Origin of the sequence: Kineococcus esterisolvens (assembly GCF_050871405.1) — a bacterium.
Taxonomy (GTDB): Bacteria; Actinomycetota; Actinomycetes; order Actinomycetales; family Kineococcaceae; genus Kineococcus.
The window spans coordinates 1-23744 of record NZ_JBJLRI010000048.1 but is presented as its reverse complement, the minus strand read 5'-3'; the positions used below and the strand labels follow the sequence as shown (position 1 = coordinate 23744).

The window sequence follows — 23744 nt, the reverse complement described above, 5'->3', positions numbered from 1 at the left end:
GCGGCTGCGCACCCGCGCCGGGAGCGGGAACACTGGGCCGCCCAGCACCGAGGAGGAGGATCGCAGGTGGACAGCACCGAGGAGAGGGTCGCGGGGATCGCTGCGCTGGACGCCCTGGACGACCGGGAGTTCCACGCCCTCCTGCTGTCCTGCTGCCACGCTCCCGCGTGGGCGTCCGCCGTGTCGGCGCTCCGCCCGTTCGGCACGCCGGATGCGCTGCTGGAGGCGGCGGAGAGCGAACTGGCCGTCACCTGCGAAACGGACGTGGACGCTGCTCTGGCCGCCCACCCCCGCATCGGGGAGCGTCCCGCGAACGTCGCCTCCCGCCGCGAGCAGGCGACTGCGCTGGCGGCCGACCCCGCCGTGCTCGACGCCCTCGCGCAGGGCAACCGCGAGTACGAGGCCCGTTTCGGTCACGTGTACCTGGTGTGCGCGTCCGGGCGCAGCGCCGGCGAGCTGCTCGCCGTGCTGCGCTCCCGCCTGAGCAACGACCCGGCCACCGAGCGCGCCGTGCTGCGCCGGGAACTGGCCGCGATCACACGCCTGCGCCTGCAGCGCGCCGTGGCTGAGGCCACCGGGAACGCGTCGTGACCAGCCTCTCCACCCACGTCCTCGACGCCGTCACCGGGACACCGGCGACGGGGGTGGGCCTGATCCTCACCGGTCCCGGCGGCGAGGTGCTGGCGAGCGGCACGACCGATGACGACGGGCGCGCCCGCCTGACGGGCGACCTCGCCCCCGGCGTGCACCGCCTGACGTTCGCCACGGGGGAGTGGTCCGCCACCGCGGGCCGCGAGACGTTCCACCCGGAGGTCGTCGTCGCCTTCACCGTGGCCGTGCAGGCGCACCTGCACGTGCCGCTGCTGCTGTCCCCGTTCGCCTACTCCACCTACCGCGGGAGCTGACCGTGTCGATCGTCCTGGCGGGCCACCAGTACGGCAAGGCCGAGAACAGGGTCGTCCGCGTCCAGCGGGACTGCGCGCGCCACGAGATCGTGGACCTCAACGTCACCACGACGCTGCGCGGCGACTTCGCCGACGCCTACCTCACCGGCGACCAGTCCAAGGTGCTGCCGACGGACACGCAGAAGAACACCGTGTACGCGTACGCCAAGCAGAAGGGCGTCGCCAGCATCGAGGGGTACGCGCTCGAGCTGGCGCGCCACTTCGTCGACGACGTCGCTCCCGTCACCGGCGCCCGCGTCGACGTCGACGCGTACCCGTGGACGCGGGCGCAGGTCGGCGGAACCGGCCACGACCACACGTGGGTGCGTTCCGGCAGCGAGGTCCGCACCACCGCCGTCACCGTCAGCGGCGAGGGCGAGCAGCAGGTCGCCCACGTGCTCGCAGGTCTGAAGGAGCTGACGCTGCTGAAGTCCACCGGCTCGCAGTTCAAGGGCTTCCTCGAGGACGAGTACACGACCCTGCGCGAGACCGACGACCGAGTCATGGCGACGTCCCTGGTGGCGACGTGGCGCTACGGCGCAGCAGCCCTCGCGGACGGTTTCGACTTCGACGCCGCGTACGCGCAGATCCGGCAGGCCGTGCTCGAGCAGTTCGCGACGCTGCACTCCCTGGCGTTGCAGCAGACCCTCTGGCACATGGGCAGGGCGGCGCTCGAGCGGGTTCCCGACGCGGTGGAGATCCGCCTGCTGGCGCCGAACAAGCACCACTTCGACTACGACCTGGCGCGCTTCGGCGTGCAGAACGACGGTGAGGTGTTCCACGCCGACGACCGCCCCTACGGGCTGATCCAGGCCGTCGTCGCGAACGACGCCTGCCCCGCGGCGCCGGAGGCGTGGGCGTGAACGCAGGGGCGGGCGGGGACGTGGTCGTGGAGGCGGACGTGGGAGTGGAGGCAGGCGTGGACGTGAGCGGAGGCGTGAGCGTGGCCGGTGTCGACGGGTACTTCCTGGACCGTGCCGTGGAGTTGGCGACGAAGAACGTCGCGGAGGGTGGCGGGCCGTTCGGTGCTGTCCTCGTGCGCGGCGGGGAACTGCTGGCGACGGGCCAGAACCGGGTCACCCGCGACAACGACCCGACCGCGCACGCGGAGGTGCAGGCCATCCGCGCCGCGTGCCGGCGTGCCGGCACGTTCTCCCTGCCCGGCAGCACGCTGTACTCCAGCTGCGAGCCGTGCCCGATGTGCCTGGCGTCGTCGCTGTGGGCGCGGGTGGAACGCGTCGTGTACGCCGCGGACCGCGACGACGCCGCCCGCGGGGGCTTCGACGACCGCGCGTTCTACGAGCTGTTCTCCAGCGACCGGGCGCTGTGGTCCACACCCGTGCTCCAGCAGCGGGTGCCGGCCGCCGCGGAGCCGTTCGACGCGTGGCTGACCAGCGCTGCGCGCGTCGCCTACTGAGCGGCCCCGCCGTGCCCACCGGGGTCACCGGGAGCCTCGTGCAGGTCGTCGTGCAGGTCGTCGTGCAGGTCGTCGTGCAGGTCGTCGTGCAGCCGCAGCGCGACGTGCACGTCCGCGAGGTCGGCGACATCGCGCAGGTCCCGGCCGAGCAGCTCCTCCAGGCGCCCCACCCGGTAGCGCACGGTGTTCTGGTGCACGTGCAGCGCGTGCGCGGTGCGGGTGGGCGAGCAGCCGTGGCGCAGGTGGGTGCGCAGCGTGCCGAGCAGTTCGGCGTCGGCGAGCACCGGCCCGAGCACGGTGCGCGCGAACGCCGTGCGCTCGCGTGCCGGGACGGTGCGCAGCAGGTCCAGGACGGTGCCGGTGTCGGTGTCCTCCAGGACGACGACGCGGCCCGTGGCGGCACGTGCGGCGGCCAGTGCGCGCCGCGCGCCGGCCACCGCCTCCTCGCCGCCCTCCCCGGCTCGGCTCGCGCCGGCGAGCAGGCGGCGCGAGCCGAGGGACGGCTGCAGGCGTGCCAGGCGCCGGCGCAGCAGCGCCACCAGGTCGGGGCGGGCCTCGGCCACCGCGGTGGCCCCGCCGGAGGTGACCTGCAGCCGGTGCGGCACGTCGGCCAGGGCGTCGGCCAGGGCCCGGGCCGAGCAGGCCCCGTCGACCAGGACCACCACGACACGCCCGTGCGGGGCCGGTGGTGCCGCGGCGGTGCGGCGGTGCACGGCGACCGCGCCGGCGAGCGCGTCGAAGAGCGCTGCCGCCCCCGCGGGCGCACCGGCGTCGGCGAGCACCCACCAGCGCTCGGCGGGGTCCTCGGCCGCCACGGCGCGCACCTGCAGCGCCCCGACGGCCGACCGCACCGGTGCCGGGCCGCCGCCGTGCGCGTCCGCGCGCGCCGCGCGCAGCACGACGTCGTCGGTCTCGTCCTCGCTCAGCGCCACCGGTCCGGGCACCACCTGCCGGCCGGTGGCCGACAGCACCCGCACGGGCGAGCCGAGGTGCGCGGCGACGTCACCGGCCTGCTCGGCGAGGGGGCGGCCCTCGGCGAGGCCGCGCAGCAGTCGTTGCACGGCGCCGTCGTGGCCGGCGGGACGAGCGCCGGTGCCCGCGCCGGGTGCGGTGGCGGCGGCGACGTACGCGCTGACCTCGTGGAAGGGCAGGTCGGCGGGCACCGCGAACAGCGGCAGCCCGTGCCGGTGCGCGGCCTGCACGACGTCTGCGGGAACCTCTCCGAGCAGGCCCTCGCCCACGGCGAGGGCGCTGGCGCCGGCGTCGGCGACGGCGGCGACGAACCGCTCGCTGTCGGCGGCCTCGCGGCGCCACGCCAGACCGGTGAGGACCAGGTGCGCCACGCCCACGTACCGCCCGGGATCGAGCAGGTCCACGGTGCTGGTCCCGGTGACGGGGCGCTGCAGCGCGGCCGGCTCACCGCCGAGCACCCGCAGCCCGGGGATCGCGCCGGGCGCCGCGCCCGCCTCCTCGCCGCCGTCTCCCGGGCTGCCGTGAGCACCGCCGCGCCCGGGCAGCAGGTCGTGCACCCGCACGCGCACCCCCACCGTCTCGAGAAGGGCTCGCGCCCGTGGACCTGAACACGATCGAGGCCATCATCCCCGTCCGGGACCGGGCGGGGCTGGCCGCCGCGCACACCGGCGCCGCGGGCAGCGCCGTCCTGGCCGGCGGCACGTGGCTGTTCTCCTGCGAGCAGCCGCACCTGCGCACCCTGGTGGACCTGACGAGCCTGGACTGGGAGCCGTGGACGGCCTCCGCCGCGGGGCTGCGGATCGCCGCGACGTGCCTGGTCGCGGAGCTCGCCGCGGTGCCGGCCCGGCCGGCGTGGGCCGCGCACCCGCTGCTGCGCCAGTGCGTGCGCGCGCTGCTGGCCTCGTTCAAGGTGCGCTCGGTGGCCACCGTCGGCGGCAACGTGTGCCTGGCGCTGCCGGCGGGGGCGATGACGTCGCTGGCGGTGGCGCTCGACGGCACCGCGGAGCTGTGGGGGGCGGACGGCTCCACGCGGCACCTGCCGGTGGCCGAGCTCGTGGTGGGCGACGGGCGCACCGCGCTGGAGCCGGGGGAGGTCCTGCGCGCGGTGGACCTGCCGGAGCGGGCGCTGCGCGCACGCACCGCGTTCCGCCGCACCTCCCTGCACCGGCTGGGCCGCTCGGCCTCGCTGGTGACCGCTCGCCTGGACGAGGACGGGGCGTTCACGCTGGCGGTGACGGCGGCGGTGGCGCGCCCGGTGGTGCTGCACCGGCCGCTGCCACCGGCGCCGGCGGACGCCGCGGCGCAGGTGGACGCGGCGGTGCAGGAGGGGCCGGGCTGGTTCGACGACGTGCACGGCGACCCGGACTGGCGGCGCGCGGTGACCCTGCGCGCGGTCGCGGAGGTCGTCGAGGAGCTGGGAGGGGCGTCGTGAAGCTCACCGTGGACGGGGTGGTCGCCGAGGTGGAGCCGCGGCCGGGGCAGTGCCTGCGCACCCTGCTGAGGGAGAACGCGTGCACGGCGGTGAAGAAGGGCTGCGACACCGGTGACTGCGGTGCCTGCACGGTGCTCGTGGACGGCTCACCGGTGCACTCGTGCCTGTACCCGGCGCTGCGCGCTGCGGACCGGGAGGTCACCACCGCCGCGGGCCTGGCGCCCGAGGGCGGCCTGCACCCGGTGCAGCAGAGGTTCGTCGACGCAGCCGGGTTCCAGTGCGGGTTCTGCACGCCCGGGATGGTGGTCACCGCAGCCGCGCTGGACGAGGAGCAGCGCACCGACCTCGACGAGCACCTCAAGGGCAACCTGTGCCGCTGCACCGGCTACCGGGCGATCCGCGAGGCGGTCGCCGGGCCGGCCACCGCACCCCTCGCGCGCAGCGGCGCGGTGGGGGAGGCGGTGGCCGCCCCGGCCGCGCACCGCGTCGTCACCGGCACCGAGCCGTACACCCTGGACCTCGCCGCCGGCGACGTGCCGCCGGGGCTGCTGCACGCGGCGGTGCTGCGCAGCCCGTACGCGCACGCCCGCATCACCGCGATCGACACCCGCGCCGCCGAAGCCCTCGACGGCGTGCACCTGGTGCTGACGCACCACGACGTCCCGCAGGTGCTGTTCTCCACCGGCCGGCACGAGAACCGCCTCGACGACCCCGACGACACCCTCGTGCTCGACCCCGTCGTGCGCCACCACGGCCAGCGCGTCGCGGTCGCCGTGGCGGAGTCGGTCGCCCTGGCCGAGCAGGCGCTGCGCCTCGTCGCCGTGCAGTACGAGGTGCTGCCCGCCGTCCTCGACCCCGAACGGGCGACGGAACCCGGTGCGCCGCTGCTGCACGCCGACAAGGACGCCGCGGCGTCCCGCATCGCCGACCCGGCCCGCAACGTCGTCGCCGAGCTGCACAGCGAGGTCGGCGACGTGGAGGCCGCGCTGGCCGGTGCGCACACCGTCGTGGAGGGCACCTGGCGCACCCAGCGCGTCTCACACGTCACGCTGGAGACGCACGCCTCGGTCGGCTGGCTGGACGAGGACGGCCGGCTGGTGGTGCGCAGCAGCACCCAGGTGCCGTTCCTCGTGCGCGACGAGCTGGCCCGCGTGCTCGGCCTCCAGCCCGACCGGGTGCGGGTGCTGGCCGCCCGGGTCGGCGGGGGTTTCGGCGGCAAGCAGGAGATGCTCACCGAGGACGTCGTCGCCCTGGCGGTGCTGCGCACCGGCCGGTCCGTGCAGTACGAGACGACCCGCCGGGAAGCACTGACGGCCCTGCCGACCCGGCACCCGATGAACGTGCGGGTGCGCCTGGGCGCCGCCGCGGACGGCACCCTGACGGCGCTCGCGGTGGACCTGCTGTCCGACGCCGGCGCGTACGGCAACCACTCCCCGGGGGTGATGTTCCACTCCGTGCACGAGTCGGTGGCCACGTACCGGTGCGCGAACAAGCGCGTCGACGCCCGCGCCGTCTACACGAACTCGGTGCCCTCGGGGGCGTTCCGCGGGTACGGCCTGGGGCAGGTCGTCTTCGCCCTCGAGTCGGCGCTGGACGAACTGGCGCGCCAGCTGCGCATCGACCCGTTCACGCTGCGCCGCCGCAACGTCGTCGTCCCCGGCGACCGGTTCGTCGCCACCTCCGACCCGGCCGTCACCGGCGAGGACGACGGGCTGCGCTTCGGCAGCTACGGCCTGGACCAGTGCCTGGACCTGGTGGAACGGGAACTGCCGCGCGGCGGCGAGCCCGTGCCGGACGGGCCCCGCTGGCGGACCGGGTCCGGGATCGCGCTGTCGATGATCGCCACCGTGCCGCCGCGCGGGCACTTCGCCGAGGCCTCGGCGCGCCTGCTCGCCGACGGCACGTGGGAGCTGAACGTCGGCACCGCCGAGTTCGGCAACGGCACCACCACCGTGCACACCCAGATCGCCGTGCAGACGCTGGGCACCACCGCCGACCGGTTGCGGTTGCGGCAGGCCGACACCGACGTCACCCGCTACGACACCGGCGCGTTCGGCTCGGCGGGCTCCGTCGTCGCGGGCAAGGCGCTGCTGATCGCCTGCGAGCGCCTGGCCGGACAGGTGCGGGTGCTCGCGGCCGGGTTGCTCGGGGCGCCGGTGGCCGCGGCCGTGCTGGAGCCGTGCGGCGTGCGTTTCGGGGAGCGTCTCGTGCCGCTGGTGCAGGTGCACGCCCACGCGGTGCGCACCACCGGTGCCGAACCGCGGGCCGAGGGGGCCGACGACGCGGTGCTGCGCTCGGTCGCGTTCAACGTGCAGGGTTTCCGCGTCGCGGTGGACACCGGCACCGGTGAGGTGCGGCTGCTGCGTTCGGTGCACGCCGTGGACGCCGGGGTCGTGCTCAACCCGGTGCAACTGCGCGGCCAGGTCGAAGGCGGGGTGGTGCAGGCGATCGGCTCCGCCCTGTTCGAGGAGGTGCGCCGCGACGCGGACGGCAGTCCGCTCACGGTGTCGCTGCGCGAGTACCACGCACCCAGGGCTGCGGACGTGTGCGAGACGCAGGTGCTGTTCGCCGACACGTTCGACGAGGTGGGCCCGCTGGGGGCGAAGTCGATGAGCGAAGCCCCGTACAACCCGGTGGCTCCCGCCCTGGCGAACGCCGTGTTCGACGCGACCGGGGTGCGGGTGCGCGAACTCCCGATGCGCCCGGACGCCCTGTGGCGCTCGCTGCGCCAGGCGCAGGACCGGCCGGTGCACGCGGAGGGGGCCCGCCGTGCGTGAGGTCTTCCCCCAGCTGCGCCCGGTGCTCGCGTCCGGCGAGCCCTTCGCCTTGGCGACGGTGTTCCGCACCGACGGCTCGGCGCCGCGCCCGGCGGGAGCCTCGCTGGTCGTGACCGCGGGCGGCGAGGTCATCGGCAGCGTCTCGGGCGGCTGCGTCGAGGCCGCGGTCCACGAGCTGTGCCGGCAGGCCCTCGAGGACGGGTGCGCCCGCACCGGGAGCTTCGGGGTGAGCGACGACGACGACCCCTTCGCCGTCGGGCTGACGTGCGGCGGAACCCTGGACGTCCTGGTCCAGCCGTTCGCGCCCGCGGACGGCGAGCTGCTGCGCCGGGCGCTTCACGCCGAGGCGCACGGGCAGGCGGTGGCCCTGGCCTCCGTGGTCGCCGCGCCGGGCACGACGGGGGCGGGCACGGCGCTGCTGGGCCGGTGGCTGCTCGTCGGCGAGGAGGGCGCCGAGGGGTCCCTCGGTGCGGTGGGCCTCGACGAGGCGGTCGCGCGGGGCGCCGCGCAGGCGCTGCGCGCAGGTCGCGACGAGCTGCTGGCGCTCAGCGGGTGCGCGGACCTGCGGCACGGCGAGGTGGAGGTCTTCGTCGAGGTGATCGCACCGCCGCCCAGGATGCTGGTGTTCGGTGCCGTGGAACCCGCGGCGGCGCTGACCCGGGTGGGCAAGTTCCTCGGCTACCACGTCACCGTGTGCGATGCCCGAGGGCTCTTCGCGACGGAGGCGCGCTTCCCGGAGGCGGACGAGGTGGTCGTGCAGTGGCCCGACGAGTACCTGCGCGGTACGGCGGTGGACGAGCGCACGGTGGTGTGCGTGCTCACGCACGACGCGAAGTTCGACGTGCCGCTGCTGAAGGAGGCCCTGCGCGGGCCCGCCGGGTACGTCGGGGCGATGGGCTCGCGCCGCACCCACGACGACCGGGTGGCCCGGTTGCTGGCCGAGGGGCTCAGCCCCGGGGAGCTGGCGCGCCTGGCCTCCCCGATCGGCCTGGACCTCGGTGCGCGCACCCCGCAGGAGACCGCCGTGTCGATCGCGGCCGAGATCGTCGCCCACCGGCGCGGTGGCAGCGGGACGCGCCTGAGCCGTACCGACGGGCCCATCCACCGGGCCGGTGAGCGCTCACCGGTCGTGCTCGCGCAGGCGGGTTCCCGTCCGTGAGCGTCCTGCGAGAACAGGAGCGCCGGCGTCGTGACGGGGGGAGCGTGGGCGCAGGACGGCGAGCGCACCGTGAGGCGCAGCCCGCGGCGGTCCGGGAACTGCACCGGCAACTGCTGGCCGAGCACGCCCGGTCCCCCCGCGGCGCCGGGTTGCGCGCGCCCTTCAGCGCGCAGGTGCACCGCGTGAACCCCGTGTGCGGTGACGAGGTGCTCCTGCGGGTCGACCTGGTCCCGGGCCCGCGAGGAGGACTCCTCGTGCGGGACGTCTCGTACGAGGCGCGGGGTTGCGCGATCAGCACCGCCTCGGTCTCGGTGCTGCACGACCTCACCGCCGGCAGAGCGCTGCAGGAGTCGCAGGCGCCCCGGCGGGCGCTGCGCGAGGTGCTCACGGGCGCAACCGGAGCGCCCGCCGACGAGGAGGTCCTCGGGGACGGCGTGGCGCTGGTCGGGGTCCTGCGCCACCCGGCGCGCACCCGTTGCGTCCTGCTGGCGTGGACGGCGTTCGACGACGCGGTGGCGTGCGCCGGGCTCATCTGAGGACGCGCTACTCCAGCTCGCCCAGCCGGGCGTGCACGCGTCCGACCTGCTCGATCCGCTCGCGCCCGGCCCGCCCGCGCCGTGCCAGGACGGCCTCGGCGAGCATCGTCACCAGCGACATCGCCGCCGCGTAGCCGTCGAAGGCGCCGGGCCCGTCGACGGGCACGGTGAAGCGGTGCTCCACCTGTGCGCCCAGCGCGCGACCGGTCGGGTCGGTGAGCAGCACGGTCGGCACCTCGGCCTCGCGCGCCGCCGCCAGCACCCGCCCGACCGCGGGGGGCCGCCGCCGGAACGCGACGACGACCAGCGCGTCCCGGCGCTCGAGCGCGCTGAGCTCTTCGGCGACCGTCTGCCCGGGGTGCGGACCGACGTCCACCGCGGCCCGGGCCTGCAGCAGCTGCTCGCGCAGGTGCAGCGCCACCGGGTAGCTGTTGCGCCAGCCCAGCAGCAGGACGCGCCGGGCGCCGGCCAGCAGGTGCGCGGCCCGTTCCAGCCGCACGTGCTCGACGTCGCGGGCCAGCGCCGCCAGGTTGCGCTGGTCCTGCGCCAGGTGGGCGGCCACGGCGTTCCCGGCCTGCGGCGGCAGCCCACCCAGCGGGACGCCGCGCGCCCGCAGCGCCGAGGCCTGGGCGCGCGCCTGGGCCCGGGCCTGCGCGAAGGACGGGAAGCCGAGCCGGCGGAAGAACCGGCTGACGGTGGCCTTGGAGGCTCCCGCCTCCTTCGCCAGCTCGGCACCTGAGTAGGTCGCCAGCTCGTTCAGGTGCTCGAGCACGAAGTCGGCCACGGTGCGCTCGAGCGGGCTGAGCTCGCCGTAGACGACCTCGATCCGCTCGCGGACCCCGCCGGGACCGTCGGGTGCAGCGAGGTCGTGGTCCACGGCGCTCACCGTCGACGGCGCGCGACGTCGTGCACGGCGGCCTCGAACGCGTCGATGGCGCGTGCGACGTCCCCGAGGGTGACGTCCTCGCCCGGCGCGTGGCTGATGCCGTCCTCGCAGCGCACGAACAGCATGGCCACGGGGGTGATCGCGGCCATCGCCATCGCGTCGTGGCCGGCCCTGCTCCACAGCCGGACGGGGTCGGCGTCACCGGTGGCGGCGATGCCCTCGGCGATCGACGCCGACAGGACGCCGTCGCACGCCACCCCGGGGGCGCTGTGGGTCTCGACGAGCTCGAACGTGGTGCCCCGCGCGCGGGACACCGCCTCGCCGTGGGCGCGGACGCGCTCGACCAGGTCGTCGCGGTCCGCGTCGCGCTCGGCGCGCACGTCGAGGCTGAACTCCACCAGGCCGGGCACGACGTTCACCCCTCCGGGGAACGCCTGCAGCCGCCCGACGGTGGCGATGCCGCCGAGCTCGACCGCCAGCCGCTCCACGGCGAGCACCACGTCGGCAGCCGCGACCAGCGCGTCGCGGCGGCGCGGGTAGGGGGTGCCGCCGGCGTGCCGGGCTTCCCCCCTGACGTGACCGGTGAACCGGCGCGCGCCGGCGATGGAGGTGACGACGCCGAGGGCGCGGCCGGCGGACTCCAGCTGCGGGCCCTGTTCGATGTGCAGCTCCAGGTACCCCGCGAGGTCCGCCGGGCGCCGGGCGGCCTCGCCGACGCGGGCGGGGTCCAGGGCGAAGGCGAGCGCGGCCTCGCGCACGGTGACGCCGTCGGCGTCGGCTCGCTCCCACCAGTCCTGGTCCCACTGCCCGGCCACGGCCCTGCTGCCCATCAGGGCGGTGGCGAAGCGGGTGCCCTCCTCGTCGGAGAAGGCGACCACCTCCAGCGCGAACGGCAGCTCGTCAGCGCGCTCGCGCAGGCGGTGCGCGACCTCGATCGCCGAGACCACCCCGAGCACCCCGTCGTAGCGGCCGGCGTCGCTCACGGTGTCCAGGTGCGAGCCGAGCACGAGCGAGGGCAGGCCGGGCTCGCGCCCCTCCAGCCGGCCCCACTGGTTGCCCGCCTGGTCCCGCCACGTCGCCAGGCCCGCCTGGGCCATCCAGCCCGCCGCCACCGCGTTGGCGCGGGCGTGCTCGGGTGACAGGTGCACCCGCTCGACGCCGCCGGGCATCGAGCTGATCGCGGCGAGCTCGTCGCAGCGCTGCAGCGCCCGCCGGGCGGCGGTGCTCGCGGGCGCGGGGCCGCTCACGCGTACACCTGCTGCGCCGCCGCGGATCCGGCGCCCGCCTCGACGGGCGCGCCGTGCCGGCGCAGCACCTGCTCCAGCGAGGCCAGCGTCACCAGCACCGCGTCCTTGCGGGCGTTGTAGCCCATCGTCCCGATGCGCCACACCCGCCCGGCGAGCGGTCCGAACGAGGTGCCGACCTCGATGCCGTAGTCGTGCAGCAGTTCCGCCCGCACGGCCTCGCCGTCCACGCCGTCGGGGATCTCCACGGCGACGACGTTGTGCATCTTGTGCGCCACGTCGCCGAACACCCGCAGCCCGAGCCCGCGCACCCCCGCGAGCATCGCGTCGCCGTGCAGCCGGTGCCGGGCGACGGCGGCCTGCAGGCCCTCCTCCAGCAGCAGGCGCGCGCACTCGCGCGCGCCGTAGAGCATGGTGGTGGCCTCGGTGTGGTGGTTCAGGCGCTGCGGGCCCCAGTAGTCCAGGACCATCCCCAGGTCGAAGTAGTTCGAGCGGATGCGTTCGGCCGGTGGGGCACCGCCGGCGTCCGGGTCGGCACGCAGGCCCGCCTCGACGCTGCTGCGCGAGCGGACCACCTCCACGGCGCGGGGGGACAGGCTGAGCGGCGCGCTGCCCGACGGCCCTCCCAGGCACTTCTGCAGACCCGCCGTGGCCGCGTCGACCTCCCAGGCGTCCATCTCGAACGGGTTCCCGCCCAGCGAGGCCGTGCAGTCGACGTAGAGCAGCGCACCGTGCCGGTGGCACACCGCGCCGACGCCCTCCAGGGGCTGGTTCATGGTCGTCGAGGTGTCCCCCTGCACGAGCGCGACGAGCTGGGGGCGGACCTCGCGCACGGCCTCCTCGATCGCCTCGAGGCTGAACACCTCGCCCCACGGGACCTCGATCGTGTGGACCTCGGCGCCGCAGCGCTCGGCGATCTCGCGCAGCAGGTGCCCGAAGCGGCCGAAGACGGGGACCAGCACCCGGTCGCCCGGCGAGAGCAGGGAGACGAGCGCGGCCTCGATGCCGGCGCGCGAGGTGCCGTCGATCAGCACGGTCGCCTCGTTGGCGGTGCGGAACACCTCCCGGTACAGCTCCTGCGTCTCGTTCATGTAGCCGGTCATCGCCGGGTCGTACTGCCCGACGAGCTGGGCGGACATCGCGCGCAGGACGCGCGGGTCGACCGTGATCGGCCCCGGGCCCATCAGCAGCCGCGGTGGCGGGGCGAGCGGAGCGCCGACCCCGGTGCGCAGCAGGCCGGTGTTCCGGATCGTCTGTTCCACGCGCGCCATCCTATGCAACGATCGTTCCAGCGAACACCCCTGCGGAGGTCTCCTTGACGGTCCACCCCCTGTCCTCCACCCCCTCGAGCGTGCGGTGGGGCGAACTGCCGTGCGCCGGTGACCCCCCGGTGCTGGAGGTCGAGCCGGGCGACGTCGTCGTCGTCGACACCGTCAGCCACGAGGGGATCCTCGAGGACCAGGGGCGCGACCCGCTGGCCTTCTTCACCGCGCGCGGCATCGAGGCCGCCGCCGTGCTGGCCGACGCCGTCGAGATCGCGCGATCGGTGGAGCACGACCCCCGCAGCCGCGGACCGCACGTGGTCACCGGTCCCGTGGCCGTGCGCGGCGCGCGACCCGGCGACGTCCTGTCCGTGACCGTGGAGGAGCTGCAGCTGCGCGCCGACTACGGCGTGGTGTCCAACCGGCACGGCCGCGGCGCCCTGCCCGGGCAGTTCCCCCGCGACGGCGCCGACGTGGTCTCCGTCCTGGCCCGGGTCGAGACGGACCCGGTGACGGGCGCGCGTCGCGGATCCCTGCCGGCCGGTCCGCGCACCGACGCGCGGGTGCGCTTCCCGCTGAGGCCGTTCCTCGGGCTCGTCGGCGTGGCCACGCCCGGGCCGGGACGCCTGCACTCCGTGCCGCCGGGTGCGCACGGCGGCAACCTGGACGTCTCGGCCCTCGGCGCCGGTTCGACGCTGCACCTGCCCGTCCAGGTCGAGGGGGCGCTGTGCTACGTCGGCGACCCGCACTACGCGCAAGGGGACGGCGAGGTCGCGCTCACCGCGTTCGAGGCGCCGTTGCGCGCCCGCCTGCGCCTCGACCTCGTCCCCGCTGGAGCGGTCCGGGTGCGCGGCGTGCTGTGGGGGGAGACCCCCGAGCACCTGGTGCCCATCGGGCTCGACGCCGACCTCGACGAGGCGGTGCGCCAGGCGGTGCGGACCGCGATCGCACTGCTCACCGACCTGGGGATGGACCCCGCGCACGCCTACGCCTACCTGTCCGCCGCCGGAGACTTCGCCGTCTCCCAGGTGGTCGACCGGGTCGCCGGCGTCCACGGACTGCTGCGCAAGGCCGACCTGGCCGACCTGCTCGCGAGCCCGGCGTGAGCGCCGCGCACGGCTCCGGGATCCCCGAGCAGACCCTGCTGGCCGCAGCGGCCCGCTACGAGCGTGCCCTGCGCGAGGACGACCTCGCCGTGCTCGACGAGGTGTTCGCCGACGGCTCCTCCACGCTGCGTGCCGAGGGCGGCGCGGCACTGGTCGGCCACGCGGACGTCTCGGCCCACCGCGCCCGCCGCGGCGGTGCGCCTGCGCGCTGGCAGCGGCGCGTGCACGTGCGCGCGCTCGGCGAGGCGGACGCCCTCACCGTCTCCGAGGCCGAGCGCCTCGACGGGGCGGGTGGGTTGCAGACCCAGCTCTGGCACCGCTTCGCCGACGGGTGGAAGGTCACCGCCGCCCACGTCTCGTCGGCTCCGGCGCCCTCGCGCGCAGCGCACGGCACCGACCGGGCGGCGTGGCGGGTCCGGCCCGGCGAGGGCGACCCGCTGCTGCCCGGATCGGGAGCGGGCCCCCTGCGGGGCGCACGCATCGCGGTGAAGGACCTGTTCGCGCTCGCCGGTCAGCGCATCGGCGCCGGTGTCCCGGCCTGGCTGAATCAGGCGCCCCTCGAAACCTCGACCGCCCCCGCCGTGCAGGCGCTGCTGGACGCCGGCTCGGAGGTCACCGGAATCGCCCAGACCGACGAGCTCGCCTTCTCCCTGATGGGCGTCAACGCCCACTGGGGAACCCCCCGCAACCCCGCGGCCCCCGCCCACCTGCCCGGCGGATCGACCTCCGGACCAGCCGCGGCGGTCGCCGCCGGTGGGGCCGACCTCGGACTGGGCACGGACACGGCCGGGTCGCTGCGCGTGCCGGGCTCGTTCTGCGGCCTGTACGCCTGGCGCCCCAGCCACGGCGCCGTCGACACCAGCGGCGTCCTGCCCCTGGCCCCCTCGTTCGACACCGTCGGGCTGCTCGCGGCGGACCCCGCTCTGCTGGCCGTCGCGGCGGACGTCCTGCTGCCGCCGAGGCCGGCGCCGGCGCAGGCGGTGCGCCCGGCGGCGCTGCTGCGCAGTGCAGCGCTGCTCTCGCTGGCCACCCCGCGGACCGCGCTGGCCGTCGACGCGGCGCTGACGGCGCTGGCCGTCCAGACCGGCCTCCCCGTGCGTGAGGTCGATCCGGACTTCTCCCCCGAGGAGCCGCAGCGGTGGACCGCGGCGTTCCGCACCCTGCAGGCCGCTGAAGCGTGGGCGAGCCACGGCGAGTTCATCGACGCCCACCCCGGAGCGCTCTCCCCGGCCGTGGAACGACGGTTCCGCCACGGGCAGGGGCTCGCGCCCGAAGCCGTGCAAGCCGCTCGCGCGGTCGTGGAGCGCACCCGCGGCCGGCTGGAGGCGGTGCTCGCCGACGGCTGGTTGTGCCTGCCGAGCACGGCCGCGCCCGCACCCCGCGTGGACGCGTCCGCCGAGGAGTTCGAGGCCGCTCGCACCGGGACGCTGCGGCTGACGACCCTGGCGTCGCAGACGGGCGTCCCCGCCCTGAACCTGCCCTGGGGTCGGGTCGGGGAGCTCCCGGTCGGGTTGTGCGTGCTGGCACCGCGCGGGAGCGACCGCTCGCTGCTGGCCCTGCTCGCCGAGGTGGCGCCACCTCGCCGCGCGTGATCCCCGCCTGCTCGACCGGCGCGGGGTGAGGACCGGCCCAGCCGCTCGCCGACGGTCTCGCCGACGGCGAGGACGTCGCCGGACATCGCCGGTCGTGATGGCCGGTCCGACGACGCACGTGGCGATCACCGGGCCGACGAGGACGCCGAGCAGGATCGCCGGAACACCGGGGCGAGCAGCACGGTGATGAACCCGCTGACGACGGCCGAACCGCTCCCGCGCGGATCGCGAGAGCGTTGCAGGCCCAGGGGTGCCAGCCGGCGCAGCGGTGGAACTCCGTCGGCGGGTGGACGACGGCACGGACCTCGAGCCGTTCGGTTCTCGCACGAGAACGCTGGCACGGTCGAAGGTGGCTGAACCCGGAAGGCCCGCATCCGCGTGCGGGTTCCCTGTTGCAGCGAGCCGGGTGCACGGGGACCGAGGTGCCCGGGGTCGGCAGCTGCTGGTGGAGTGGTTGCGGGGGACGCGCTCGCGGGCCGGCGTGCTGACCCGCGGGGTGCGGACGGGCGCTCCGGTATGGTCCCACCAGCCGCCCGTGGCCCGCCGGGTGCCTTCGATCGGAGGAACCTTGACCCGTGACTCCGTTCCGGCCTCCTCCTGGAACCTGGGGCTGATGCTGACGCTGACGTTCTCCACCGGGGTCGTGGACGCCGTCGGCTACCTCGGTCTGGACCGCGTGTTCACCGCGAACATGACCGGCAACGTGGTGATCCTCGGCATGGCCCTCACCGGCGCCGAGGACCTGCCCGTGATCGGTCCCTGCCTGGCTCTGGTGGCGTTCGTGCTCGGCGCCGCGCTGGTGGGGCGGGTGCTGCGCCGGACCGCGGAGGGCTGGACGAGGGCCTTCACGCTCGTCATCGCGCTCGTCGGCGCCGGGCTGGCCGTGCTCTCGGGTGTCACCGCCGTCCTCGGTGACGCGATCCCCGTGCGGGAGGGCGCGACACCGCCGACGGCCGTGCTGGTGGTCACCGCCGCGCTGGGTCTGCTGATGGGGGCGCAGGCGGCCGCGGCGCGCCGCCTGGCCGTGAAGGACGTCACCACGGTGGTGGTCACTTCGACCTTGACCGGCCTGGCCGCGGACTCCCGCTTCGCCGGCGGCGGGGGCGAGGGGTGGCGTCGTCGGCTGGGTGCTGTGGTGCTCATCCTCGCCGGGGCCGCTGCGGGCGCTGCGCTGCTGCGCTGGCACGTCGGCGCCGGGCTGGCGGCCGCCGCCTCGATCACCCTCGTCAGTGCTCTGCTGGGGCACCTGCGCGCCCGCGTCCGCCCGGCGGCGACCGAGCGGGCGCGTGAGGGAACCCTCGCTTGACCCGACTGCCTGCGAATCCCCGCGGCGCCTCCCAGCCTCCTGCTCCGCGGCGGCGTCGCCTCCGGGACTCGTGCGAGAGACGGCTCACGACGACGTTGGAGGTCTGGTGCTGGACGTAGTTCTGCGGGCGACCCGTGCGGTGGTGGGCGGGGTGGAACGACCTGCCTCGGTGGGGGTGCGAGCCGGTCGGATCGTGGGGGTCGAGGCCTTCGAGCGCTCCTGGGAGAGCGACCGGGAGGTCGTCCTCGGACAGGACGAGGTGCTCCTGCCCGGACTGGTCGACACTCACGTGCACGTCAACGAACCCGGCCGCACGGAGTGGGAGGGCTTCGCCTCCGCCACGCGGGCCGCGGCCGCCGGCGGCATCACCACGATCCTCGACATGCCGCTGAACAGCATCCCCGCAACCCTCGACCCCGCTGCGCTGGCGGTGAAGCGCTCGGCGGCACAAGGCCGGTGCACCGTCGACGTGGGCTTCTGGGGTGGCGCGGTACCGGGGAACGTCGACCAGCTCGAACCACTGCACCACGCCGGGGCGTTCGGGGTGAAGTGCTTCCTGCTCGACTCGGGCGTCGAGGAGTTCCCACCACTGGACGCGGCCGGACTGCGGGGTGCACTGGCCGAACTCGCCCGTTTCGACGGCTTGCTGCTCGTGCACGCCGAGGATCCCGAGCAGATCGGCGCGCACGAGCACGGCGGTGGGCGCAGGTACGTCGACTTCGTCGCTTCCCGACCCCCGAGCGCGGAAGCGGCGGCGGTACGCACGGTGGCGGAGGCCGTCTCCCGTGCCGGGGCCCGCGCTCACGTCGTGCACCTGTCGTCGGCCGCCGGCCTGGCCGAGGTCAAGGCCGCCAAGGAGGCCGGCGCCCGCCTGACGGCCGAGACCTGCCCGCACTACCTCACGCTCGACGCGGACCGCGTGCCCGATGGCGCCACCTCGTTCAAGTGCTGCCCCCCCGTCCGGGATCGCGCTGAGCAGGACGCGTTGTGGCGAGGGCTGCTGGACGGGACGATCGACTGCGTCGTCTCGGACCACTCGCCGTGCACCGCCGAGCTCAAGCGCCTGGAGGAAGGTGACTTCGGCGCGGCGTGGGGTGGGATCGCCTCGCTCCAGATCGGTCTGCCCGTCGTCTGGACGGCAGCGCGTGAGCGGGGGGTGCCGTTGGCCACCGTCGTGAGCTGGATGTCGTCGGCCCCTGCGGATCTCGCCGGATTGAGCGACCGCGGCCGGATCGCGCCCGGGAACGTCGCCGACTTCGCGGTGTTCGCGCCTGAGGAGGAGTGGGTCGTCGACCCGGGAACACTGCAGCACAGGAACAAGGTGACGCCGTACGCGGGTCGTCGGCTGACCGGTGCGGTGCGCTCCACCTGGCGACGGGGTGCTGTCCTCGACCTCGACGCTGCACCGGCCGGCGCACTCCTCGCACGTCCGTGAGGCGCGCGGCGCTCGTCGTTCGGCACCGCTGCGCCGTCGTGGACTCGCCCGCTGGTCCGGACACCCCGATCACGGCCCGGACGGGCGCCGTGCCCAGCGCGGCGGAGGTGTGGTCCGGCTCTCCGGCCGACAACCGCGCCACCGCGCCACCGCGCGCAGCACCGCCCCGTGCATCGCGGTGCTGGAGGTGACCTCGGTGCGCAGGCGCCAGGCGGTCGCTGCAGCCGAGTTTCGATCAGCCGGGTCTCGCCGCACCCGACCGGACCGTGCAGGTACACCCCCGGCCGGCCGTTGCGCAGTCACGGCGCTCCGTCTGGTGCCTGCACCGACGGCGGCAGACCACGCTCCAGGCCCAGCCGGACCGCGACCTCGCACAGCAGCTGCTCCCGCGTCCACGAGGTGTCCACCTCCACCGCGCGCAGCCGCTCCCGGCGCACCCGCTCCCGGCGCACCCGCTCGCGCAGCTCATCGGTGAACAACCGGTCCCGCTGCAGCAGGTTGCTCAGCGCCCGTTGCGGGTCGCTGGTGCGCCCGGCGATCTGCCACGACCCACCGCGACTCTCCAACGCAGCCCGCCGGAAGCCCGGTGTCGCCAGCAGCCACCGCTCGTCCATGCCCATCGCCCCGAACGCGTGCAGGTGAGGACACTGCCGCTGCGGGCAGCGGCGGGCGTGCTCGGCCATGACGTCGTCGGTGGCGTACAACCGCAACCCGTGCTGCTCGGCCAGCAGGGCCGCGATCGTCGACTTGCCGGCGCCGCTGCTGCCCCGAGCCGGTGCACGCCGCTCAGCCTGTCCCGCAGCGCCGCGACGTCCACGCCCACCTCCTGGCCCGCCGATGCCTCCCGCACCGCCTGCTCCTGCGGACCAGCTCCACCCCGGAAGGAACCTGGCGCACCTGGCCGTCGGCCGCCGGAACCACCCAGCGACCGTGCGGTCACGACGCGACCTGCGTGCCACTGCCTCACCCGCGGTGGCAGGGCGGCCGACACGTCCAAGCGGGTGCCGCTGTCCGGGGACGAGAGGACCAGCCTGCACATCAGGTGGACGCTCAGCTCACCGTGAGCCCCGGTCACCCGTCAACGGCAGCGTGCCTGCCTCCGGGCGGTGTCTGCGTCGCTGGGCACGCCGATCCCGTCGACGTCGTGGACAGCCAGCGCGGGCAGGGGCCTGGGGGCCGGCAGCGTCGTCGTCCTGCCCGCACAGCTCGAACCGGCGGCGTACAGCAGCACCGGGCCACCCCGGCCGACGCAACGGGTCCTCGGTCAACGCGTTCTCGGTCCAGGGAACGGCCGCTCGGTCCGGTCGCGACCCCGCACCACGTGTGAGCGGCGGCCTCAGCGAGGGTCGCTTCCCGCGCAGCGGTCGACGGTGAGGGGCCTGGAGGGCGCCTCGCAGGGTCTCGCGCATCCGCCGGCCCGCTCCGCTGCCGGCACCACGCACCGGCCGCGGCGAGGAAGGCGACCGCCGGCTGCACCGCTCGTGGGACTCACCCGTCACGACGGGGCCCGTGGACGCCGAGCGCCCCCGGGCGCGTGCGCGCGCCCGGGGGCGGTGGGGGAGTCGTCCGTTGGTCAGTCGGCCAGCGGGGACGGCCCGAGCTCGGCGAGCAGCTCCGCCATCTTCCGGTACGCCTTGTTGCGGTAGTCGATGAGCGCAGCGAGCTTCTCCGGCTCGAGCTCCAGGAACCCGGAACCGGTCTTGGTGCCGAACTTGCCCTCGGCAACCAGGTCCAGCAGGTTCTGCGGGGCCGACAGGCGCTCACCGAAGTGGTCCTCGAGGACCTTGAAGCCCTTGGCGTAAACGTCCAGGCCGGCCATGTCGGCGATCGCGAACGGCCCGAAGAACGGCAGCCGGAAGCCGAACGTGGTGGAGACGATGGTGTCGACGTCGGTGGGGGTCGCCACGCCCTCCTCCACGATCGTCATGGCCTCCTTCAGCAGCACGTACTGCAGGCGGTTGAGGACGAAACCGGGGACGTCCTGCACCTGCGCGCCCTTGCGTCCGGCGCGGGTGAGCAGGTCGTCGATGAGCGGCAGCACGGCCGGGTCGGTCGCCTCGCCCATGACGAGCTCCACACCCGGGATGAACGGCGCGGGGTTGGAGAAGTGCACGGTGAGGAACAGGGAGGCGTCCTCGAACGCCTCGGCGAGCACCTTCACCGGGATCGTGGAGGTGTTGGTGCCCACGATGGTGCCGGGGGTGACGGCCTTCTCGACGCGCGAGAGCACGTCCTTCTTGACGGCCGGGTCCTCGAAGACGGCCTCCTCGACGAAGTGGACGTCGGCGACGGCCTCCTCGATGGAGTCGGCGGGGTGGAACTTCTCCTTCAGCACCTCGGTGCTGCCGGGCGCGAACAGGCCCTGCGCCTCGAAGAGCTCGGACTCCTTCAGCAGGCGCTCGTAGTTGCGCTGGGTCGACTCCTTGTCGGCGTCGGCCAGCCAGACGTCGTTGCCGGCCAGCGCGAGCGACTGGGCGATGCCGCCGCCCATGTAGCCGGTGCCGATCTGGGCGACGCGGGTGATCTTGTCAGTGCGGGGTGCGGTGGGCACAGCGTTCTCCGGTCGTCGGTGGTGGGGTGGCCGCAGGGGCCGCGCCGCCCGCCGGGGCGGTTCAGGCGCGGTCGCCGGCCTGCGGGCCGGGGAGGTGGTCGGCGGTGCCGCGGAGTTCGGCGATCTCGTCGATCACCGCGCGGAAGTTGGCGACGTCGTGGGCGAAGCGGCCCAGGAACAGGCCGTCGACGCCGTCGGCGACCTGGGTGAACAGGCCCGGGCCGGCGCTGCCGCCGTAGAGGATGCGCGTCGTGCCGCTGCGGTGCGACAGGGCCTCCCGCAGCCGGGTGGTGACCCCGACGACGTGCTCCGGCGGTGCCGGCTCGGTCTGCCCGATGGCCCAGTTGGGCTCGTAACCGATCGCGACCTCGGCATCGCCGGGGACGTCCTCCAGAGCCGCGAGGACCTGGCTGATGGTGGTGCGGGCAGCGTCCTCGACGTCGATGCGCACGTTCTCGCCGATGCAGATCAACGGCACCAGCCCGTTGCGCGCGGCCGCAGCGGCCTTGCGGGCGGTGACGATGTCGTCCTCGGCGAACATCCGGCGGCGCTCGGCGTGCCCGATCTCGACGAAGCGGACCCCGGCCTCGCGCAGCGCGGCGGGCGAGACTTCACCGGTCAGAGCCCCGAAGTCCTCCCAGGAGGCGTCCTGCGCCCCCACGGCCACGGGCGTGCCGCGCAGCAGGTCCACGGCCGTGGTGATGTTGAGGAAGTCGGGGATGACGAACGCGTCCACGCCGCTCGCCGCGACGTCCGGGCCGAGGGCCGCGACATCGGCGAGGTAGCTGCGCGTGCGGGCCAGCGAGAAGTACATCTTGAGGCTGACGCCGACGAGCGGGCGTGGACGGCTGGTCATGGTGCGTGGTCTCCGGTGGTGTGCGGTGGTCTCAGCAGGAGGCGACCGTATCGGCCTCGGCCGCGTCCGACGCGTCGGCGTCGGTCTCGTAGCCGCAGATGGCGTCGACCTTGGCCTTGGAGGCGCTGGCGGGGTCGAAGACGTAGCCGAGGAACTCCTTGGCCAGGCGGCGGGCGAGCTCCTTGCCGATGACGCGCTCGCCCAGGGTCAGCACCTGCGCGTCGTTGGAGAGCACCAGGCGCTCGACCGAGAAGGAGTCGTGGGCGGTGGAGGCGCGGATGCCCTTGACCTTGTTGGCGGCGATGGCCACGCCCATGCCGGTGCCGCACACGAAGATGCCGCGGTCGGCCTCGCCGGCGGCGATCTTGCGGGCTCCGGCGACGGCCACGTGCGGGTAGGCGGTGTCCTCGTCGCCGTTGATGCCGACGTCGATGACCTCCTTCACGCGCGGGTCCTTGAGCAGGTCGGCCTTGATGGCGTCCTTGTAGGACAGCCCGGCCTCGTCGGCGGCCACGACGACACGCCACTGCGGGGTCTGGGGGGTCTCGCTCACGGTGCTCTCCTCGGTCGGTGCGGGATCGGCGTCCACGGTGTTCAACAGCCGCGGCGCCCCGGTGTTCCGCCCCCTCACCCCCGCGGTGGTCCTGCGAGCGCGGGGACGGGGAGGACGGGGTGTCAGGCCTCGACGGGCTCGGTCCGGCCGTGGGCCCGGTGCAGCTGCGGGACCTTCAGGAAGCTGACCATCACGAACGCGCAGGCGTACAGCCCGACGAACGCCCACACCACGGCCACGTCGCTGCCGCCGAAGCCGTAGACCAGCGCGACGACGCCGGAGCCGAGGAACGTGGCACCGCCGGCGGCGGTGGTGTACATGGCCATCGCGGCACCCTTGTGGTCGGGTGCCAGCGCGGGCATGATCGCGCCCATCGGGACGAACCCGGCGAGCAGCATCCCGAAGATGCACCCGGCGATCACCGACAGGACGTAGCCCCAGTCGCTGCCGGCGGGCACCAGCTGCGGGACGTACCACCACAGCAGCAGGCCGCAGGCGGAGCCCACGATGCCGAACCACTTCACGGTGCGCTGCCAGCCGATCTTGTCGCCGAGGGCGCCGAAGGCGGCGTTGACGAAGATGTTCGTGGCGTACACGCAGACGGTCATGATCAGCCAGCGCGACTGGCCCCAGCCGCGCTGGTCGGCGATGACCGCCGGCAGCACGATGAACATGCCGAACTCCGGCGCCGTGTTGATGAGCCGCACGAGGAAACCCATGGCGATCTTCGGGCGGGTGAAGGTGAGCCGGAGGCCGGAGGTCAGCACCTGGCCGGTGCTCTCCCCCGCCGGGGCGATGCGGCGGCTGCCGCGCGGGTCGCGCACGCCGAACCAGGCGATGAGGAAACCGGCCACGACGAGGGCGATGGAGGCGATCATCGCACCGGTCTCACCCCCGGTGCCGCCGCCGAACACGGGGATCGCACCGACCGCGAACAGCGACCCCAGCGTGGGCAGGCCACCGGTGAAGGCGACGTAGAACCAGCCGACCGCGGCGCCGTTGCGCTCCACGGACGTGGTGATGTTCACCCACACCAGGAAGGCGAAGGCGAACAGCGGGAAGCCGAAGCCGCGCAACGTGTAGGCGACCGCGGTGAGCGCGAAGCTGTCGATCTGCAGGCCGACGAGGAAGAGGACCTCGAACACGATCCAGACCGCGAAGCCCAGTGCCATGACGCGGCGCGGCCCGACGAGGTCCGACAGCGCTCCGGAGACGTAGCTGGCGACGAGCACCGAGAGGCTGTAGGCGGTGATGATGCCCGCGACGGTGGCCTCGGGGGATCCCAGCACCTCCACCAGGTGGGGGGTGAGGAAGTTCGACTCCACGCCGTTGCCGGTCATGAAGACCAGCACGGCGAGGAATCCCCACTTCAGGACGGGCGGGATGCCGAGCCGCTCCAGGCGGCCCTCGGGAACCGTGCGGTTCGCCGTGGCGGTGCCTCCGGCGTCACCGTGCGGCGGGAGGGTGGTCACGACGTTCTCTCTTCCTCAGGACGATCAGTGGTCGGGCGGCGCGCGGGCAGGGTCCGGCGCCGGTCCCGCGGCGGGTGCCGCGGGACCGGTACCGCTACCGGGGTGGGTTCAGAGCCCGTCGGCGATGGTGCGGGTGACCAGTGCCAGGGAGATCGCACCGGCGTCGGGGTGGCCCAGGGACCGCTCGGCCAGCGGGCGCGCGCGTCCGATCTGCGGGCGCAGGTCCCTGGTGGCCTCGGCGGCC

The 23744-nt window shown here is 74.9% G+C and carries 22 protein-coding genes; 12 read left to right on the top strand and 10 right to left on the bottom strand.

The annotated features are described in order from the left end of the window. Window positions 1-66 precede the first annotated feature (66 nt). From uraD to ACRYR8_RS14650, 4 genes are all read left to right on the top strand, one after another. Window positions 67-591 (top strand): 2-oxo-4-hydroxy-4-carboxy-5-ureidoimidazoline decarboxylase, encoded by a 525-nt coding sequence (uraD, locus tag ACRYR8_RS14665; RefSeq protein ID WP_432485279.1) that lies wholly within the window; start codon window positions 67-69, stop codon window positions 589-591. Continuing rightward, window positions 588-905, top strand: coding sequence for a hydroxyisourate hydrolase (gene uraH, locus ACRYR8_RS14660; RefSeq protein ID WP_432485277.1), 318 nt, complete (start codon window positions 588-590; stop codon window positions 903-905). The genes uraD and uraH overlap by 4 nt, the downstream gene beginning before the upstream one ends. Window positions 906-907: 2 nt before the next feature. Further along, a complete protein-coding gene (gene pucL, locus ACRYR8_RS14655; RefSeq protein ID WP_432485275.1) occupies window positions 908-1807 on the top strand; it encodes a factor-independent urate hydroxylase in 900 nt (299 codons plus the stop codon). Window positions 1808-1881: 74 nt separating this feature from the next. Then, a complete protein-coding gene (locus ACRYR8_RS14650; protein WP_432485305.1) occupies window positions 1882-2361 on the top strand; it encodes a nucleoside deaminase in 480 nt (159 codons plus the stop codon). Here ACRYR8_RS14650 and ACRYR8_RS14645 read toward each other — a convergent pair. Continuing rightward, window positions 2355-3896 (bottom strand): helix-turn-helix domain-containing protein, encoded by a 1542-nt coding sequence (locus ACRYR8_RS14645; protein ID WP_432485273.1) that lies wholly within the window; start codon window positions 3894-3896, stop codon window positions 2355-2357. The two genes, ACRYR8_RS14650 and ACRYR8_RS14645, sit on opposite strands and share 7 nt — an antisense overlap. A gap of 35 nt (window positions 3897-3931) precedes the next feature. Between ACRYR8_RS14645 and ACRYR8_RS14640 the strand changes: the two genes are divergently transcribed. The 4 genes from ACRYR8_RS14640 to sufU are packed head-to-tail and all read left to right on the top strand — an operon-like array spanning window position 3932 to window position 9237. Beyond that, window positions 3932-4765, top strand: a complete 834-nt coding sequence (locus tag ACRYR8_RS14640; protein ID WP_432485271.1) for an FAD binding domain-containing protein — start codon at window positions 3932-3934, stop codon at window positions 4763-4765. Beyond that, the gene (locus ACRYR8_RS14635) at window positions 4762-7542 is read left to right on the top strand and encodes a molybdopterin-dependent oxidoreductase (RefSeq protein ID WP_432485269.1); all 2781 of its coding nucleotides are present in this window, start codon (window positions 4762-4764) and stop codon (window positions 7540-7542) included. Before ACRYR8_RS14640 ends, ACRYR8_RS14635 begins: the two co-directional genes overlap by 4 nt. Continuing rightward, window positions 7535-8701 (top strand): XdhC family protein, encoded by a 1167-nt coding sequence (locus ACRYR8_RS14630; protein WP_432485267.1) that lies wholly within the window; start codon window positions 7535-7537, stop codon window positions 8699-8701. The genes ACRYR8_RS14635 and ACRYR8_RS14630 overlap by 8 nt, the downstream gene beginning before the upstream one ends. A 44-nt stretch (window positions 8702-8745) precedes the next feature. Next, window positions 8746-9237, top strand: a complete 492-nt coding sequence (sufU, locus tag ACRYR8_RS14625) for a Fe-S cluster assembly sulfur transfer protein SufU (protein WP_432485265.1) — start codon at window positions 8746-8748, stop codon at window positions 9235-9237. Window positions 9238-9244: 7 nt separating this feature from the next. Here the strand turns inward: sufU and ACRYR8_RS14620 are convergent, their stop codons facing one another. The 3 genes from ACRYR8_RS14620 to ACRYR8_RS14610 are packed head-to-tail and all read right to left on the bottom strand — an operon-like array spanning window position 9245 to window position 12638. Beyond that, window positions 9245-10114, bottom strand: coding sequence for a MurR/RpiR family transcriptional regulator (locus ACRYR8_RS14620; RefSeq protein WP_432485263.1), 870 nt, complete (start codon window positions 10112-10114; stop codon window positions 9245-9247). A gap of 5 nt (window positions 10115-10119) precedes the next feature. Then, on the bottom strand, window positions 10120-11370 hold the full coding sequence (locus ACRYR8_RS14615) for an allantoate amidohydrolase (protein WP_432485261.1): 1251 nt from the start codon (window positions 11368-11370) through the stop codon (window positions 10120-10122). Beyond that, complete coding sequence (locus tag ACRYR8_RS14610) at window positions 11367-12638, bottom strand: (S)-ureidoglycine--glyoxylate transaminase (protein WP_432485259.1); 1272 nt, start codon at window positions 12636-12638, stop codon at window positions 11367-11369. The genes ACRYR8_RS14615 and ACRYR8_RS14610 overlap by 4 nt, the downstream gene beginning before the upstream one ends. Window positions 12639-12682: 44 nt before the next feature. Between ACRYR8_RS14610 and ACRYR8_RS14605 the strand changes: the two genes are divergently transcribed. The 4 genes from ACRYR8_RS14605 to allB all read left to right on the top strand — a co-directional run bounded on the left by ACRYR8_RS14605 (window position 12683) and on the right by allB (window position 18068). Further along, window positions 12683-13735: an acetamidase/formamidase family protein gene (locus ACRYR8_RS14605; RefSeq protein WP_432485257.1), complete on the top strand. Its 1053-nt coding sequence runs from the start codon at window positions 12683-12685 to the stop codon at window positions 13733-13735. Further along, window positions 13732-15327, top strand: a complete 1596-nt coding sequence (locus ACRYR8_RS14600) for an AtzH-like domain-containing protein (protein WP_432485255.1) — start codon at window positions 13732-13734, stop codon at window positions 15325-15327. Before ACRYR8_RS14605 ends, ACRYR8_RS14600 begins: the two co-directional genes overlap by 4 nt. A gap of 568 nt (window positions 15328-15895) precedes the next feature. Next, window positions 15896-16633, top strand: coding sequence for a DUF1275 family protein (locus tag ACRYR8_RS14595; RefSeq protein ID WP_432485253.1), 738 nt, complete (start codon window positions 15896-15898; stop codon window positions 16631-16633). 109 nt (window positions 16634-16742) lie between these two features. After that, a complete protein-coding gene (gene allB, locus ACRYR8_RS14590) occupies window positions 16743-18068 on the top strand; it encodes an allantoinase AllB (protein ID WP_432485303.1) in 1326 nt (441 codons plus the stop codon). A 299-nt stretch (window positions 18069-18367) separates the two neighbouring features. On the opposite strand, the gene ACRYR8_RS14585 is transcribed toward allB, so the two are convergent. From ACRYR8_RS14585 to ACRYR8_RS14560, 6 genes are all read right to left on the bottom strand, one after another. Next, complete coding sequence (locus tag ACRYR8_RS14585; RefSeq protein ID WP_432485251.1) at window positions 18368-18778, bottom strand: hypothetical protein; 411 nt, start codon at window positions 18776-18778, stop codon at window positions 18368-18370. 863 nt (window positions 18779-19641) lie between these two features. Then, window positions 19642-20619 carry a 3-hydroxyacyl-CoA dehydrogenase family protein gene (locus ACRYR8_RS14580; protein WP_432485249.1) on the bottom strand — a complete coding sequence of 326 codons (978 nt, stop codon included), beginning with the start codon at window positions 20617-20619 and terminating at the stop codon, window positions 19642-19644. A gap of 61 nt (window positions 20620-20680) precedes the next feature. Next, window positions 20681-21475: a triose-phosphate isomerase family protein gene (locus tag ACRYR8_RS14575; protein WP_432485247.1), complete on the bottom strand. Its 795-nt coding sequence runs from the start codon at window positions 21473-21475 to the stop codon at window positions 20681-20683. A gap of 31 nt (window positions 21476-21506) precedes the next feature. Next, a complete protein-coding gene (locus tag ACRYR8_RS14570; protein ID WP_432485245.1) occupies window positions 21507-22028 on the bottom strand; it encodes a ribose-5-phosphate isomerase in 522 nt (173 codons plus the stop codon). 122 nt (window positions 22029-22150) lie between these two features. Then, window positions 22151-23500: an MFS transporter gene (locus ACRYR8_RS14565; RefSeq protein WP_432485243.1), complete on the bottom strand. Its 1350-nt coding sequence runs from the start codon at window positions 23498-23500 to the stop codon at window positions 22151-22153. A gap of 108 nt (window positions 23501-23608) precedes the next feature. Next, window positions 23609-23744: DAK2 domain-containing protein (locus ACRYR8_RS14560; RefSeq protein ID WP_432485301.1), on the bottom strand; the 136-nt coding region annotated here is incomplete at its 5' end.

Coding starts and splice junctions, on each gene's coding strand:
- ACRYR8_RS14610 (WP_432485259.1), bottom strand. CDS start 12,638: ATGGCGCGCGTGGAACAGACGATCCGGAACACCGGCCTGCTGCGCACC.
- ACRYR8_RS14575 (WP_432485247.1), bottom strand. CDS start 21,475: ATGACCAGCCGTCCACGCCCGCTCGTCGGCGTCAGCCTCAAGATGTAC.